11 protein-coding genes are annotated in these 14,157 nt (G+C 73.9%); 6 read left to right on the top strand and 5 right to left on the bottom strand.

Going from position 1 to position 14,157, the window contains the following annotated elements:
* Positions 1 to 186: 186 nt before the first annotated feature.
* A complete protein-coding gene (locus ACLJTM_RS01315) occupies positions 187 to 1,758 on the top strand; it encodes an alpha/beta hydrolase (protein WP_411101456.1) in 1,572 nt (523 codons plus the stop codon).
* 135 nt (positions 1,759 to 1,893) lie between these two features.
* On the opposite strand, the gene ACLJTM_RS01310 is transcribed toward ACLJTM_RS01315, so the two are convergent.
* Together ACLJTM_RS01310 and ACLJTM_RS01305 are read right to left on the bottom strand one after the other, a co-directional pair.
* Entirely contained in the window at positions 1,894 to 3,108 is a 1,215-nt protein-coding gene (locus ACLJTM_RS01310; RefSeq protein WP_411101455.1) for a lipase family protein, read from the bottom strand.
* Positions 3,109 to 3,281: 173 nt separating this feature from the next.
* On the bottom strand, positions 3,282 to 4,292 hold the full coding sequence (locus tag ACLJTM_RS01305; RefSeq protein ID WP_411101454.1) for an AraC family transcriptional regulator: 1,011 nt from the start codon (positions 4,290 to 4,292) through the stop codon (positions 3,282 to 3,284).
* Positions 4,293 to 4,410: 118 nt separating this feature from the next.
* Here ACLJTM_RS01305 and ACLJTM_RS01300 point away from each other — a divergent pair, with 118 nt between their 5' ends.
* Positions 4,411 to 6,156 (top strand): AMP-dependent synthetase/ligase, encoded by a 1,746-nt coding sequence (locus ACLJTM_RS01300; RefSeq protein ID WP_411101453.1) that lies wholly within the window; start codon positions 4,411 to 4,413, stop codon positions 6,154 to 6,156.
* A 33-nt stretch (positions 6,157 to 6,189) separates the two neighbouring features.
* Here ACLJTM_RS01300 and ACLJTM_RS01295 read toward each other — a convergent pair whose 3' ends face one another.
* Together ACLJTM_RS01295 and ACLJTM_RS01290 are read right to left on the bottom strand one after the other, a co-directional pair.
* Positions 6,190 to 6,591 carry a hypothetical protein gene (locus ACLJTM_RS01295; protein ID WP_411101452.1) on the bottom strand — a complete coding sequence of 134 codons (402 nt, stop codon included), beginning with the start codon at positions 6,589 to 6,591 and terminating at the stop codon, positions 6,190 to 6,192.
* 76 nt (positions 6,592 to 6,667) lie between these two features.
* Entirely contained in the window at positions 6,668 to 7,474 is an 807-nt protein-coding gene (locus tag ACLJTM_RS01290) for a DsbA family protein (protein ID WP_411101451.1), read from the bottom strand.
* A gap of 235 nt (positions 7,475 to 7,709) precedes the next feature.
* Between ACLJTM_RS01290 and ACLJTM_RS01285 the strand changes: the two genes are divergently transcribed.
* Positions 7,710 to 9,488: a lytic transglycosylase domain-containing protein gene (locus tag ACLJTM_RS01285; protein ID WP_411101450.1), complete on the top strand. Its 1,779-nt coding sequence runs from the start codon at positions 7,710 to 7,712 to the stop codon at positions 9,486 to 9,488.
* A gap of 175 nt (positions 9,489 to 9,663) precedes the next feature.
* On the opposite strand, the gene ACLJTM_RS01280 is transcribed toward ACLJTM_RS01285, so the two are convergent.
* Positions 9,664 to 9,867, bottom strand: coding sequence for a cold-shock protein (locus tag ACLJTM_RS01280; RefSeq protein WP_030012116.1), 204 nt, complete (start codon positions 9,865 to 9,867; stop codon positions 9,664 to 9,666).
* 260 nt (positions 9,868 to 10,127) lie between these two features.
* Here ACLJTM_RS01280 and ACLJTM_RS01275 point away from each other — a divergent pair, with 260 nt between their 5' ends.
* The 3 genes from ACLJTM_RS01275 to mqnC all read left to right on the top strand — a co-directional run bounded on the left by ACLJTM_RS01275 (position 10,128) and on the right by mqnC (position 14,152).
* Positions 10,128 to 10,991, top strand: coding sequence for a menaquinone biosynthetic enzyme MqnA/MqnD family protein (locus ACLJTM_RS01275; protein ID WP_411101449.1), 864 nt, complete (start codon positions 10,128 to 10,130; stop codon positions 10,989 to 10,991).
* Between the two features lie 162 nt (positions 10,992 to 11,153).
* The gene (locus tag ACLJTM_RS01270) at positions 11,154 to 12,878 is read left to right on the top strand and encodes a serine/threonine-protein kinase (RefSeq protein WP_411101448.1); all 1,725 of its coding nucleotides are present in this window, start codon (positions 11,154 to 11,156) and stop codon (positions 12,876 to 12,878) included.
* A gap of 74 nt (positions 12,879 to 12,952) precedes the next feature.
* Positions 12,953 to 14,152 carry a cyclic dehypoxanthinyl futalosine synthase gene (mqnC, locus tag ACLJTM_RS01265; RefSeq protein ID WP_411101447.1) on the top strand — a complete coding sequence of 400 codons (1,200 nt, stop codon included), beginning with the start codon at positions 12,953 to 12,955 and terminating at the stop codon, positions 14,150 to 14,152.
* Positions 14,153 to 14,157: the final 5 nt, after the last annotated feature.

Below are 14,157 nucleotides of genomic sequence, written 5' to 3'. Positions count from 1 at the left end.
GCTGCCGTGCTGGGCGGGCGCGGCCGGGGGAGCGCGCTTAGGGTGGGCGGAGCCGGTCCGGGGGGCCCGTCCGAGGAGGGTGCAGTGCGCCGTTCCCGCTCCCGTTCCCGTTCCCTGTCCTGGTCCTGGTCCCGCTCGCCGGGGCCGTCCCCGTCCCCTTCCTCCCGTCCCCTGTCGGGGCCCCGGTTGCGGTCCCGGACCGCCGCCGGGGCCTGCGTGGTGCTGCTGGCCTCGCTCGGGGCGTGGCAGTCCCCGTCCCCGGGGCCCGGCGTCGACCCCCTCGAACGGTTCCACGGGCAGCGGCTGCGCTGGGGGGACTGCCCCGAGAAGCCGGTGCCCGCCGAGATGCGGTGCGCCACCGTCCTGGTGCCGCTCGACCACGCGGCCCCCGGCAAGGGCACGGTCGCGGTGGCCCTCGCCCGCATCCCCGCCACCGACCGGAAGAAGCGGATCGGCTCGCTCCTGCTGAACTTCGGGGGCCCCGGCGCCTCGGGCCTCGCCGGACTCGCCGCCGATCCGAAGCTGCTGGCCGAACTCGGCGAGCAGTACGACCTCGTCTCCTTCGATCCCCGGGGCGTCGGGCACAGCCAGCCCGTCTCCTGCGGAGGGTCCCAGGAGGCCGAGGACGGGGCGGGCGACGCCGCCCAGCAGCTGGCGGCCCTGCGGTCCGTGGTCAAGCGCTGCGAACTGGCCTCGGGGCCGGTCCTCCCGTACATCGGCACCGTCAACGTCTCCCGGGACCTGGACGTCATCCGCGAGGTCCTCGGCGACCGGAAGCTCAACTTCCTCGGCTTCTCCTACGGGACCCGGGTCGGCGCCGTCTACGCCGCCCTGTTCCCCCGCCGGACCGGCCGCATGGTCCTCGACGGGGTCGACACCCTCTCGGAGCCCTTGGTGGAGCAGGCCCTCGCCTCCGCGCGCGGCCAGCAGCGGGCCCTCGACCGCTTCCTGACGTGGTGCGCCCACCAGCCGGGCTGCGTCTACGGGACGAACACCCGCACCGCGAAGGAAAAGGTCGACGACCTGGTGGCGCGGCTCGACGAACGGCCGCTGGTCGGCCAGGACGGCTCGCACTTCACCGGCCAGGACGCGGTGGCCTCGATCGCCGCCGCCCTGTACTCCCCGCTCATGTGGCCCGCCCTCGCCGAAGGGCTGAAGGGCGCCGAGGAGCAGGCGGACCCGGTCGGGCTGCTCCAGCTCGGCGGCCCGACCGATCCCCCCGGGACCGGCGGCGACGACGACGGCGATGGCGGCGACGGCGGCAGCGGCGGCGACGGCGGGTGGCCCCGGCCGGGGGCCGCTCCGGTGCCGGCCGACAACGCCGAGGCGGCGCTCGCCGCAGTGACGTGCGCCGACGACCCGGACCGGTCCGCGGACCGGTCGAGCCCGGCCGCGATAGAAGCCGAAATGGCCACCCTGCGCGGGGAGTTCCTCAAGGCCTCCCGGGTCTTCGGGCCGCGCCAGCTGATGACCGTACTGTCCTGCTACGGCCGGCCCGCCGGCACCGACTTCATCCGCAGGATCGACCACCCGGGAGCCCCGCGCATGCTGCTGGTCGGCACGCGCGGCGACCCCGCGACCCCGTACGAGTGGACCGAGGAGACGGCCGCCCGGCTCGGCTCGGCAGTGGTCGTGGACAACCGGGGCGACGGCCACACCGGGTACCCGTCCTCGGCCTGCGTCCGGGACCACGTGGACCGGTTCCTGATCGACGGCCGGCTGCCGTCCGGGACACGGGCCTGCCCCGCCGGGGAGTGAACCCCCGGCGGGGGCTGCCGTCCGGGACACGGGCCTGCCCCGCCGGGGAGTGAACCCCCGGCGGGGGCTGCCGTCCGGGACACGGGCCTGCCCCGCCGGGGAGTGAACCCCCGGCGGGACGGGCGGGCGTTCCCGTCAGCAGTTGCCGTGGGTGGGGCGCCCGGCGAAGCGGTCCGCCAGCCAGTTTCCGACGTGGGGTGACCGGGTGATCACCCCGCTGACGTGCTCACCGACCCAGACGGTGTCGAACTCCACGTCGGCGCCCTTCGCACACCATTCGGAGCGCAGCTGCCGGCCCACCCCGTAGGGGATCAACTCGTCGGCGAGCGCGTGGTACTGGTACACCGGCGCGGCCGGGGCGGTCCGCCCGAGCCGGCTCTGGTTCAGCCGGGCCTGCCAGTCCGGCTGGGCGAGCGGGTTCCTGGTGGTCAGGTCGGAGATCCGCTTGAAGGAGCCGGCGATCGCATCGATCGCCACGCAGTTCTCCTTCATCCCCGCGACGAGCAGTCTGCCCGCCGGGTTGAGGTAGGAGTCCAGGTCCAGCTCGGGGAAGGCCGCGTCCTGGCCGGCGGCGGCCATGAAGATGAGCCCGGAGCCGTAGGAGCCGTTGTTGAAGTCCGCCACCTTCAGCAGGTCGGCCGGGACCCCGCCGGTCGCCGTGCCCTTCACCTGGAGCTCCGGGGCGTACGAGCCCTGCAGCTCGGCGGCCCAGCTGCCGGCCTGCCCGCCCTGGGAGTAGCCCACGATGGCGACCGGGCCGTCCGGCGACAGCCCCGCCTGCGGCAGCCGCTGGGCGGCGCGGGCCGCGTCCAGCACGGCGTGCCCGGCGGAGGGGCCCACGGTGTAGGTGTGCACGCCCGGGGTGCCCAGGCCCTCGTAGTCGGTGACGACCACGGCCCAGCCGCGCAGGGTGAGCTGCTGGATGAGATTGGCCTCCAGGCCCGTCCCGCGGGGGAAGTTGCTGCTCGGCGCGCAGGAGTCGCCCATGCCGACCGTGCCCACGGCGTACGTGATCAGGGGGCGCGGGCCGGTGCGGCCGTCCTGCGGGACGATGACGGTGCCGGAGACGAGGTTGGGGGCGCCGTCCGCCGTGGTGGAGCGGTAGTGGATCTTCCAGGCCCGGGTGTTCGTCGGCTGGCCCGGCAGCGGGTGGAAGGCGGACGGGGCGCTGCTGACGACGTCCCCGGGACGGGCGGCCGCGGGGCTCTCCGCGGCGCCGGCGGAGGCGGGGATCCAGGCCGACAGGGCCAGTGCGGCGACGGCGGCGAGGGCGGTGCCACGGGTGCGGGTGCGGGGGTTGCGGCGGCTGTGGCGGCTGTGGCGGTTGCGCGCGGGGGTTCGACAACGCATGGGCGGCTCTCCCAACGGCTCGTTCCGTGCGGGGCGGGTGAGCCGAAGGTAGTGACCGACCGGCAGCACGGTCGCTGACCGCGCAGCTCACCTTTGCTGGCCCGGCACGCCACCCCCGCGGCCGCTCACCCCCGCTGCCCCGCGGCCGCTCACCCCTGCCGCCCCGCGGCCGCTCAGCCTCCCGACGCCATCCGGTAGGCCCCCGGGGTCGTCCCGGTCCAGCGGCGGAACGCCCGGTGGAAGGCGGTGTCCTCGGAGAAGCCGAGCCGGGCGGCGAGCTCCGCGATCGGCTCGCCGCCCTCCGCCAGGCCCGCGATCGCCGCGTCCCTGCGCACGTGGTCCTTCAGTTCCTGGAAGGAGGTCCCCTCCTCCCGGAGCCTGCGCCGCAGCGTCGCCGGGGACACCGCCAGCCGGGCCGCCACCTCCCCGAGTGCCGGAAGCGCCGGCGTGCGGGCCAGCTGCCGGGTCAGGCTCCGGCGTACCTGTTCGGCGACGGTGGTCCCGTACTCCGGCCGGGACAGCAGGTCGAAGGGGGCCCGGCGCAGCATCGCGTCGAGGGCCGCCTCGTCCCGTACCAGCGGGGCGGTCAGCCAGTGCGCGTCGAAGGCGGCGCCCGTACGGTCCGCACCGAAGCGGACCGGGCAGTCGAAGAGGATCTCGTACTCGGCCTCGTGCGGCGGCGGCGGATAGCAGAACGACGCGTGGCGCAGCGGGATGCGCCGCCCGATCAGCCAGCTGCTCAGCCGGTGCCAGATGGCCAGCACGCACTCGGACAGGAAGTGGTCCTCGTCGCGCGCGAAGCCGCCCGGGACCGTGAACCGCGCCTCGCCGCCCTCGACTTCGAGCGCCAGCTCCGGACCGCCCGGGAACAGACCGTAGAAGGCGGCCGCCCGCACGGTGGCCGCGCCGAGGTCCGGGCAGCCCAGTGAGGCGTGGCACATCATCGCGAAGGTCCCGGGACGGCTGGGAAGGGCGCCCAGGCCCAGGAACTCGTCCTGGGTGGTCCGGTACAGCGCCCGGAACAGACGGGCGAACTGCGCGGGTGTGATCCGCGCCCGGTCGTCCCCCAGCAGCAGCGGGGGGATCTGCGCCTCCTGGAGCAGCGGCACGGTGTCGATGCCGCTGCCGCGGGCCCCCGCGAGCACGGCCCGTACGTGGTGCACGGTGATCGTCCGCATCCCCATGGCTCCGACGGTAGCCCCGATGAGCGCTGCGGTCAGCGGTGGTGACGCTTCCGGTCATGCCGCGTGCGCGCCGCGGCTGCCTAGCGTCGGAGGTCACCAATCCCGGGGAGGGCATGCCATGGACGATCGGCCGCGCACGCTGGCGGAGTTCACCCGGTGGACCGAGGAGCGGTACGGGCAGCAGACCGCGCTGAGGTTCCGCGCGGCGGACGGCGGATGGCAGACCCGGACCTACGCCGAACTGGGCGCGGACGTAAGGGCCGCGGGCCGCGCCCTGATCGCCCTCGGCGTCGCGCCCGGCGAGCGGGTGGCCGTCCTGGCCGAGACCCGCCCGCAGTGGACGTACACCCACTTCGGGGTGCTCGCGGCGGGCGCCGTACTCGTCCCCGTGTACCCCACCGCGGGGGAGGAGGAGCTGGCCTGGGTCCTGGCGGACTCGGCGGCCGTGGTCGTGGTCTGCGACGACCAGCGCCAGCGGGACCGGGTCGAGGCCCTGCGGGCGAAGCTCCCGGCGCTGCGGGAGACCGTCCTGATGGACGTCCTGCCCGCACGGGCGTCCGGACCCGGGCAGGAGCCCCTGCCCGAGTCCGCGCTGCCGGCCCGGGCGGCGGCCGTCGCACCCGGGGCGGACGCCTCCCTCGTGTACACCTCCGGCACGACGGGCCCGCCCAAGGGCTGCCGCCTCACACACGCCAATCTGGGCGCGATCCAGGACGCGACGCTGCCCCTCGTCAGGGGCGGTCCCGGCGACTGCACCTACCTCTACCTGCCGCTCGCCCACCTGCTGGCCCAGCTGGTCCAGTTCACGACGCTGCTGGAGGGCGGGGAGCTCTGCTACTTCGGCGGCCGCATCGAGGACGTCCTCCAGGAGCTCACCGAGGTGCGCCCCACCCATCTGCCGTCCGTACCACGGCTGTTCGAGAAGCTGCACGCGGTGGTGGTCTCCCTCGCGGAAGCGGGCGAGGGCGGCCGGGGACGCGTCGAGGAGGCGGTGCGGCTGGGCGTCCTGGCGGCCGAGGGCCGGCTGCCCCGGGAGTCGCGGGCCGCGTACGAGGCGGCGGAGGCCTCGCTGTACGCCCCGGTCCGGGCCGCCTTCGGCGGGCGCCTCACGTGGGCGCTCACCGGCGGCGCCCCGATCGCCCCGGCGACCCTGGACTTCCTGCGGGCGTGCGGGATCGCCGTCTACGAGGGGTACGGGATGACGGAGTCCGGCGGCGTGATCTCCCTCAACCATCCCGGGGCGGTCCGGCCCGGCACGGTCGGCCGCCCGATCGCGGGCTGCGAGGTGCGGATCGCGGACGACGGGGAGGTGCTGGCGCGGGGGCCGATGGTGTTCCCCGGCTACCACGCCGACGAGACGGCGACCGCGCAGGCGCTGGACGCGCAGGGGTGGCTGCACACGGGCGACCTCGGGGAACTGGACGCCGACGGCTACCTGCGCATCACCGGCCGCAAGAAGGAGCTCATCATCACCTCGGCGGGCAAGAACCTCACCCCGACCGAGGTCGAGTTCGCCGTGCAGCGCTCCCCGTACGTCTCGCGCGCCGTCCTGATCGGCGACCGCCGCCCGCACCCCGTCGCCCTGGTCACCCTGGACACGGAGGAGGTCGCCGCCTGGGCCGGCCGCGAGGGCCTGGACCTCGGCCCCGACCCGTCCGGCCATCCGGCCGTCCGGGCGCTGGTGGAGGCCGCGGTCGCGGAGGCCAATGCCACGGTGTCCCGACCGGCCCGCATCCGCGCGTTCCACGTCCTGCCGGAGGACCTCTCGGTGAGCGCCGGCACCCTGACCCCGACCCTCAAACTCCGCCGCCGCGCCGTGGAGGAGCGCTACGCCCGGCAGATCGAGGCCTTGTACGCGGGCTGAGCCCTCCCCGGACGACGGGGCCGGACGGGCTGCTCAGCCCTGCGGGGACTCCGTCAGGCGGCGCACCTCGGCGGCGTGCTCGCTGAGGCGGTGTCCGGTGCTGCCCGAGGTGTAGAGGACCGTGCCGACCACGGCCGTCGGCAGGGAGAGCAGCGTGAGGGCCAGCAGCCCGGCCCAGTCCCGCTGCGAGGAGCACAGGGTGCCCTCGGCATCGGCGTAGTCCCGGGAGGGGCGGCCCCGGACGTCCTGCGCGGTGTAGAAGACGCGGGATTCGCAGTCGACGTCGTCACGGCTGTCGGAGGAGGTGAAGGGCAGGAGCAGCTGGGAGGCGGTCCACAGCCAGATGCCGGCGGAGGCGGCGAGCAGGCCGAAGCCCCAGGCCTGGGCGCGGCGGGCGCGTTCCCGGAACTGCGTGTCGTACACCAGTGCTCTCATGGCGCCGAAATTATCAGCCGGGAACGGCCGCAACGGCCGGCCGGCCGGGCCCGGCAGCCGGGCCTCGCAGAGCAGGTCAGGGCCGCCGGTGCTCGGCGACCAGCTGCCGGAAGGCCTGCGGGGTGACGGACGCGATGCCGTCGCCCGAGTTCACGGTGAGCTTCGTCCCGTCGATGAAGACCGCCGGGGTGCCCTTCATGCCCTCGTCCCGGAAGGCCTGACCGACCTTCTCCACCCACGGCATGTACGTGAGGTCCGTGACGGCCCGGTCGAAGGCGGGCGTCCGCAGCCCCGGCACCCGGCCCGCGAGGTCCAGGAGCGTGTCCGTGGAGGCGTAGACGTCGTCCGTCTCCCTCGCGGGGTGGTGGGCGAAGAGCACCTGGGCGTACGCCATGAACTTCTCGGGGCTCTCGTTGACGGCCGCGCCCAGGGCGTTCAGGGCGCGCCGGGAGCCCCGGCCGCCGAAGGCCTGGTCCAGGAAGGTCGCGAAGCGGTACTCGATGCGGTACTCGCCGGCGTCCGCCTGCTCCTTGAAGGTCGGGCCCAGGCCCTGTTCGACGCCGGCGCAGAACGGGCAGCGCGGGTCGAGCCAGACGGTCAGGGTGTGCGGGGCGCCGGCCCGGCCGTACGGGACGACGATCCCGTCTTCGCCCTCGGTGTGCGCGGGTTGGACGAATGGCCTGCCCGCGGCTTCGCCGTCGTCCGATCCGCCCGGCTTCGCCGCAAGGATCCCGGCGGCGGCAGCGATCACGAGGACGGTGGACAGGCCCGCCCCGACGAGGAGGCGGCCGCGCAGCCGGGCCCGCCGGACCTCGGCCGCGCGCTCGTTGCGGAGCCGCTCGCGGGCCTCGCGGCGCTGGTCGCTCTTCCCGGTGCTCGCCATGAACACCAGCGTAAGGAGTGAACTCGGGTGAAAGCGGGGGTCTTTCGGGTCAATCGGACACGGTCGAAGGTCCTCGGTGCCGAAGGTCGGGAGCCCCGGGTAAAGCTGAGACGAATGGTGTGCCACAAGTACCGGGGGGGACGGCGAGTCGGATCCGAATACCTGATAGACAGGGGATATTCACGGCTCATCGGGCCGTCAGCTTTGTCGGCCGCCTCGGGGGGATCGCCGCACTGTGAAGCCGCTTCACCGTCACCTCGTCAGTACCTCGCGCAAGGTCCTGTGCACGGCTGCGCTCGCCGCCAGCCTGACCACGGCCGCGGTGGTGACCAATCCGTCGACCGCGGATGCGGGGGAGTCCGGGCCCACCCCGGACAGCCCGCAGGCCACCGACCGCGGCGACGCCCGCCTCGACCTCCCCGCGGAGGTCGCCGACCCGCAGGTGCCCCCGGCGGGGACGGCCGGGACCGAGGGGGGCAGCGCGATACCCGGCACGGCCCTCGACGCGTACCAGCGGGCCGAGGTGTCGGTGGCCGCCGCGCTGCCCGGCTGCAAGCTGCCCTGGCAGCTGCTCGCGGGCATCGGCCGCGTCGAGTCGGTGCACGCCTCGGGCTACGGCCTCCAGGCGGACGGCTCGACCGAGAAGCCGATCCGCGGCCCGCGCCTCGACGGCAACGGCTACGCCAAGATCCTCGACACGGACAAGGGCGAGTGGGACGCGGACGCCGAGTTCGACCGGGCGTTCGGCCCGATGCAGTTCATCCCTTCGACCTGGGCCACCTGGAAGGCCGACGGCAACGGGGACGGCAAGCGCGACGCGAACAACATCTACGACGCGGCGCTGGGCGCCGGCCTGTACCTGTGCGCGGGGGACAAGGACCTGAGCAGCGCGGCCGACCTGGACCGGGCGATCCTCAGCTACAACAACTCGCGCGAGTACGTGAACACCGTGCTCGGCTACATGCGCCAGTACCAGGACGGCGGGGTCTCCGGGATCGCCAACCCGCCCGCCGGGAACTACCCGACGACGCCGCCGGGCAGCCTGCCCACCCCGCAGCCGGTGACCCCCGTGGTCACCCCGCAGCAGCCGGTGCGTCCGGCGCCTTCGACCACGCCGTCGACGAGGCCCCCGACCACGACCCCGACCACGCCGCCCACCACGCCCCCGACCACTCCGCCGGCCGAGCCGCAGAAGCCGGTCCCGCCGGTGGTGCAGCTGGACAAGCTGGAGGCGGTGGGCGGTTCCGCACTCAAGGCCGAGGCGGGTGCGCCCGTCACACCCGGGGCCAAGGTCACGGCCCACCTCAGTGACGGCAAGCCGGCCGTCGGCCAGGAAGTCGTCTTCGCGGTCGAGGCCGACACCACGGGCGGCACCGCGTTCGCGCAGGCCAAGGACTCCGTCGTGGTCAAGACCGGCGCCGACGGCACCGCGGCGGCCCCGGCCCTCACGGCCGGAGCCAAGGCGGGCACCTTCACCCTGCGGGCCTCGGCCTACGGACGCGCGGGGGTGCGGACGGTGACCTTCACCGGCACGGTCACCCCCAAGCCCCTCCCGTTCGCGGACCTGCTGGCCCGCGCCGACGGCGGGACGAAGCCGCTGGAGGCGGTCGCCGGGAAGAGCATCAAGGGCGTCGAGGTCCTGGCCACGGCGGAGGGCAAGCCCGTCGCCGGTACGGAGGCCACCGCGACCCTGGTCGTGAAGGACGCGGACGGCGCCTGGGTCCCGGTGGACCCGGCGACCGCCAAGGGCCCCCACTTCCGGGACGCCGAGGGCAAGAAGCTCTTCACCCGGCAGCTGGCCGCGACCGGCGCCGACGGCAGGACCGCCGTACCGGAGCTGTTCACCGCCGAGGTGCCCGAGGGCACGTACTTCCTGCGGCTTACCACCCCGCAGAAGGTGACCCTGGTCCTGGAGCTGAAGATCACCGCGCCCGAACCGGCCCCGCCGACGACTCCGACCACGCCCACCACGCCGGAGAAGCCCGCCACGCCCCCAACCGACCCGGCGAAGTAGCGGCCGAAGCAGGGCACGACGAAGCCGCCCCGGCGCCGTGGAAACGGCGCCGGGGCGGCTTCGTCCTGTCCCCCCGCCGGGAGGGCCAAGGCAGGAGCCCCGCCGCTCTGCTGGCGCAGAGGGGACGGGGCTCCTTGGGTACTGCATTTCCAACCGCGAGAGTTGGCCCAGGCGACTAGGCCGGGGTGACGTTCTCCGCCTGCGGGCCCTTCGGACCCTGCGTGACGTCGAAGTTCACCGTCTGGTTCTCCTCCAGGGAGCGGAAGCCAGAGGCGTTGATCGCGGAGTAGTGGACGAAGACATCCGGGCCGCCGCCGTCCTGGGCGATGAAGCCGAAGCCCTTTTCAGCGTTGAACCACTTCACGGTTCCGGTAGCCATGAGCCCTCCTATGGGCCAAAGGGTCGCCCTGCTCCAGAACCTGCTAAGAAGTCTGAAAACTACAAAAGCCTGCGGGTCACATTCTCCGCAGGCCTCGTACTGCAAGGGAAACCAAACTGCAACTTGCGACGAGCCTAGCATGCACCCCGCGGCCGAGACCAGAGGGAAAGATCACGTCACTCGGACGTTTGAGACGCGCCGGATCGCTGACGTGTGACCCGCTGAGAGGGGCGGGGGGAGCGGAGGGCTAGTCTCGCGATGTGGACGTCTATCGCAGCCGGCCCCGCGTCGGCCACATCCAGTTCCTGAACTGCCTGCCCCTGTACTGGGGGCTGGCGAGAACCGGCACGCTGCTGGACCTGGAGCTGACCAAGGACACTCCCGAAAAGCTCAGCGAGCGCCTGGTCCAGGGGGACCTGGACATCGCCCCCATCACCCTCGTCGAGTTCCTGCGCAACGCCGACCAGCTCGTCGCCTTCCCCGACCTCGCCGTCGGCTGCGACGGCCCGGTCATGTCGTGCGTGATCGTCTCGCAGGTGCCGCTGGAGGAGCTCGACGGCGCCCGCGTCGCCCTCGGTTCGACCTCCCGCACCTCCGTACGCCTCGCCCAGCTGCTGCTCTCCGAGCAGTACGGGGTCCGGCCCGACTACTACACCTGCCCCCCCGACCTGGGCGTGATGATGCAGGAGGCCGAGGCGGCCGTGCTGATCGGCGACACCGCCCTGCGGGCCGCCCTGCACGACGCCCCGCGGCTGGGCCTGACGGTGTACGACCTCGGGCAGATGTGGAAGGAGTGGACCGGGCTCCCCTTCGTCTTCGCGGTCTGGGCCGCCCGCAAGGACTACCTGGCGCGGGAGCCCTCCGTCGTGGCCTCGGTCCACGAGGCCTTCCTCGCCTCCCGCGACCTCTCCCTCGAAGAGGTGGCCAAGGTCGCCGAGCAGGCGGCCCGCTGGGAGGCCTTCGACGCCGACCTGCTGGAGCGGTACTTCACCACGCTCGACTTCCGCTTCGGTCCCGATCAGCTCGCCGGCGTCCGGGAATTCGCCCGCCGTACCGGAGCGACCACCGGATACCCGGCGGACGTCGCCGTGGAGCTGCTGCCCGTACCGGTCGCAGAACGCTGACCCCTTTCCCGGCAATTCCCTTGCCCTCGGCATTCCGTTCCCCCGGAAGGAATATCCGGAATATCCAGGGGAATCGGGAGTGGCCCCGTGATCAGCCGCCCACCGCCTAAGGTGCTGCATGGCCGGACCGCACGGGCCCGGTGACCGGGGGATGGGGACAGGATGCAGCCGCTCGAAGCCGGCGAACCGCGGACCATCGGCGCCTACCGGCTGCTCGGCCGGCTCGGAGCGGGCGGCATGGGCCGGGTCTACCTGGGGCGCAGCGAGGGCGGCCGGACCGTCGCCGTCAAGGTCGTGCACCCGCACCTCGCCGCCGACGAGGAGTTCCGGGCCCGGTTCCGCCGCGAGGTGGCCGCCGCCCGCAGGGTCGGCGGGGAGTGGACCGCGCCCGTGCTGGACGCCGACCCCGAGGCCGCCGTGCCGTGGGTGGCCACCGGGTACGTGGCCGGCCCCTCCCTCGACCGGGCGGTGGCCGGGCACGGGCCGCTGCCGGAGGAATCCGTACGGGCCGTCGGCGCGGGCCTGGCCCGCGCCCTGATGGCGGTGCACGCGCTGGGCCTGGTCCACCGGGACGTGAAGCCGTCGAACGTGCTGCTCACCCTGGACGGGCCCCGGCTGATCGACTTCGGGATCGCCCGGGTCACCTGGGGGTCCCCCCTGACGGAGTCCGGGGGCGGCACCGTCACGCTCACCTCCACCGGAGTCTCGGTCGGCTCGCCCGGCTACATGGCGCCCGAGCAGATCCTCGGGAAGGGGGTCACCGGGGCGGCCGACGTCTTCTCCCTCGGCGCGGTCCTCGCCTTCGCCGCGGCGGGCCGGCCGCCCTTCACCGGGGACAACTCGGCGACCCTCCTCTACAAGGTGGTCCACGAGCCGCCCGAGCTGGACGGGGTCCCGGCGGGACCGCTGCGCGAGCTCATAGCGGCCTGCCTGGCCAAGACGGCCGCGGACCGTCCCGCCCCGCAGGAGGTCGCCGCCGCCCTCCCCGGGGCGCTGCCCGCGCCGGGCTGGCTCCCGGCGGCCCTGGTCGAGGAGGCCAGCCGGGCCGCGGTGGCCCTGCTCGACCTGGAACCGGCCGCCGCGGAGAGCCCCTCGGGCCCGGTCCCCTTCAGCACGCCCTCGTACGGAGGACCGTCCGCCCCGGCCGGCAACGGCGGCTTCGGGGCGCCGGACCCCTCCTACGCCCACGGCGGCGGCCCGTACGGCCCGCCCGCCGGGACGGCCGGCGGCGGGGCGGCGCAGCAGCGGACCGCGCCCGACGGCCACCGGGTCAGCCTGACCGCCGCCGGGCGCCGCTTCAGCTGCACCCTCGTCCTCGGCGCGGCCGTCGTGCTGGCGGCGCTGTCCGGGGGGCTCTACGGGGCGGGTCTGCTGCCCGGCACCGGGCGGGAGGAGGGCGGCAGCGCGGCCGACGGCGGTGGGCGGCCCGCCACCTCCGCCCCGGCGCCCGGGGCCACTGCCTCGCCGCCGGCGCCCACCCCGGGCGCCAGCGCCCCCACCGACGGGGACCTGCCCCAGGGCACCCGCCAGGACGTCCCCGAGGCGCTCACCGGCACCTGGAAGGGCACCGTCACCACGGCCCGGCTGGGAGTCGCCTCGGAGTTCGAGATCACCATCAGGGGCGGGAAGACCGGCGAGGTCGTCGCCCGGGACACGTCGGTGGTCCCCGTCCTCGGCACCGACTGCAGCGGCGACTGGAAGCTGGCCTCCGCCACCGACCGCTCGCTGGTCCTGGACTCCTCGGGCGGCCCCAACCCGGCTCCCGGCATCTGCTCCAACGGCTCGGCCCGCGAGCAGTTCACCCTCAACGCGGACGGAACCCTGCACTACAGGTCGGGTGACGGACCCGCCGGGAACCCCGAGGGCGACCTGACCCGTGGCCCCTGAAAGCCGCCGCCCGGCCCTGGCGTAGGCTGGATCGGTCCGGACCTCTTGACACACCGCCGAAAGGTGACGCACCGGTGACCGACCAGGCCGCTCTCCAGTCTGTCCTCGACCGCGCCGCCGCAGGGGGCCGGATCACCCAGGAAGAGGCGCTCGACCTCTACCGCCACGCGCCGCTGCACGCCCTCGGCCAGGCGGCCGACGCGGTGCGCCGGGCCCGGTACGCGGGTACGGAGCACATCGCGACGTACATCATCGAGCGGAACATCAACTACACCAACGTGTGTGTGACGGCGTGCAAGTTCTGCGCGTTCTACGCGGCGCCGAAGGACACGAAGAAGGGCTGGTCCCGGGACCTCGACGACATCCTGCGCCGCTGCGCGGAGACCGTCGAACTGGGCGGCACGCAGATCATGTTCCAGGGCGGGCACCACCCGGAGTACGGGGTGGAGTACTACGAGGAGCACTTCTCCGCGATCAAGAAGGCGTTCCCGCAGCTGGTCATCCACTCCCTCGGCGCGTCCGAGGTCGAGCACATGGCGAAGATCTCGGGCGTCTCCGCGGAAGAGGCGATCCGCCGGATCCACGCCGCCGGCCTGGACTCCTTCGCGGGCGCGGGCGCCGAACTCCTGCCGGAGCGGCCGCGCAAGGCGATCGCGCCGCTGAAGGAGTCGGGGGAGCGGTGGCTGGAGATCATGGAGATCGCCCACCGGCTGGGTGTCGAGTCGACCTCGACGATGCTGATGGGCACGGGTGAGACCAACGCGGAGCGCATCGAGCACCTGGCGATGATCCGGGACACCCAGGACCGCACGGGCGGCTTCCGGGCGTTCATCCCGTACACGTACCAGCCGGAGAACAACCACCTCAAGGGCCGCACACAGGCGACGATCTTCGAGTACCTGCGGATCATCGCGGTGGCGCGGCTGTTCCTCGACAACGTGGCGCACATCCAGGGCTCCTGGCTGACGGTGGGCAAGGAAGCCGGCCAGCTGTCGCTGCACTTCGGTGCCGACGACCTCGGTTCGATCATGCTGGAGGAGAACGTGGTCTCCTCGGCCGGTGCCAAGCACCGCTCGAACCGGCAGGAGATCATCGACCTGATCCGCAAGGCGGGCCGCACCCCGGCGCAGCGTGCGACGACGTACGAGCACCTGCTGGTCCACGAGGACCCGGCGGACGACCCGGCGGACGACCGGGTGGTCTCGCACATCTCCTCCACCGCCATCGAAGGCGGCACCGCCCACCCCGAGCTGAAGCTCATCTCCACGAACTGACCCCG

This window comes from Streptomyces sp. cmx-4-9, from assembly GCF_046548835.1.
Lineage (GTDB): Bacteria > Actinomycetota > Actinomycetes > Streptomycetales > Streptomycetaceae > Streptomyces.
Note: the sequence above shows the minus strand (reverse complement) of the source record. Positions and strands in the feature narration are given on the sequence as shown.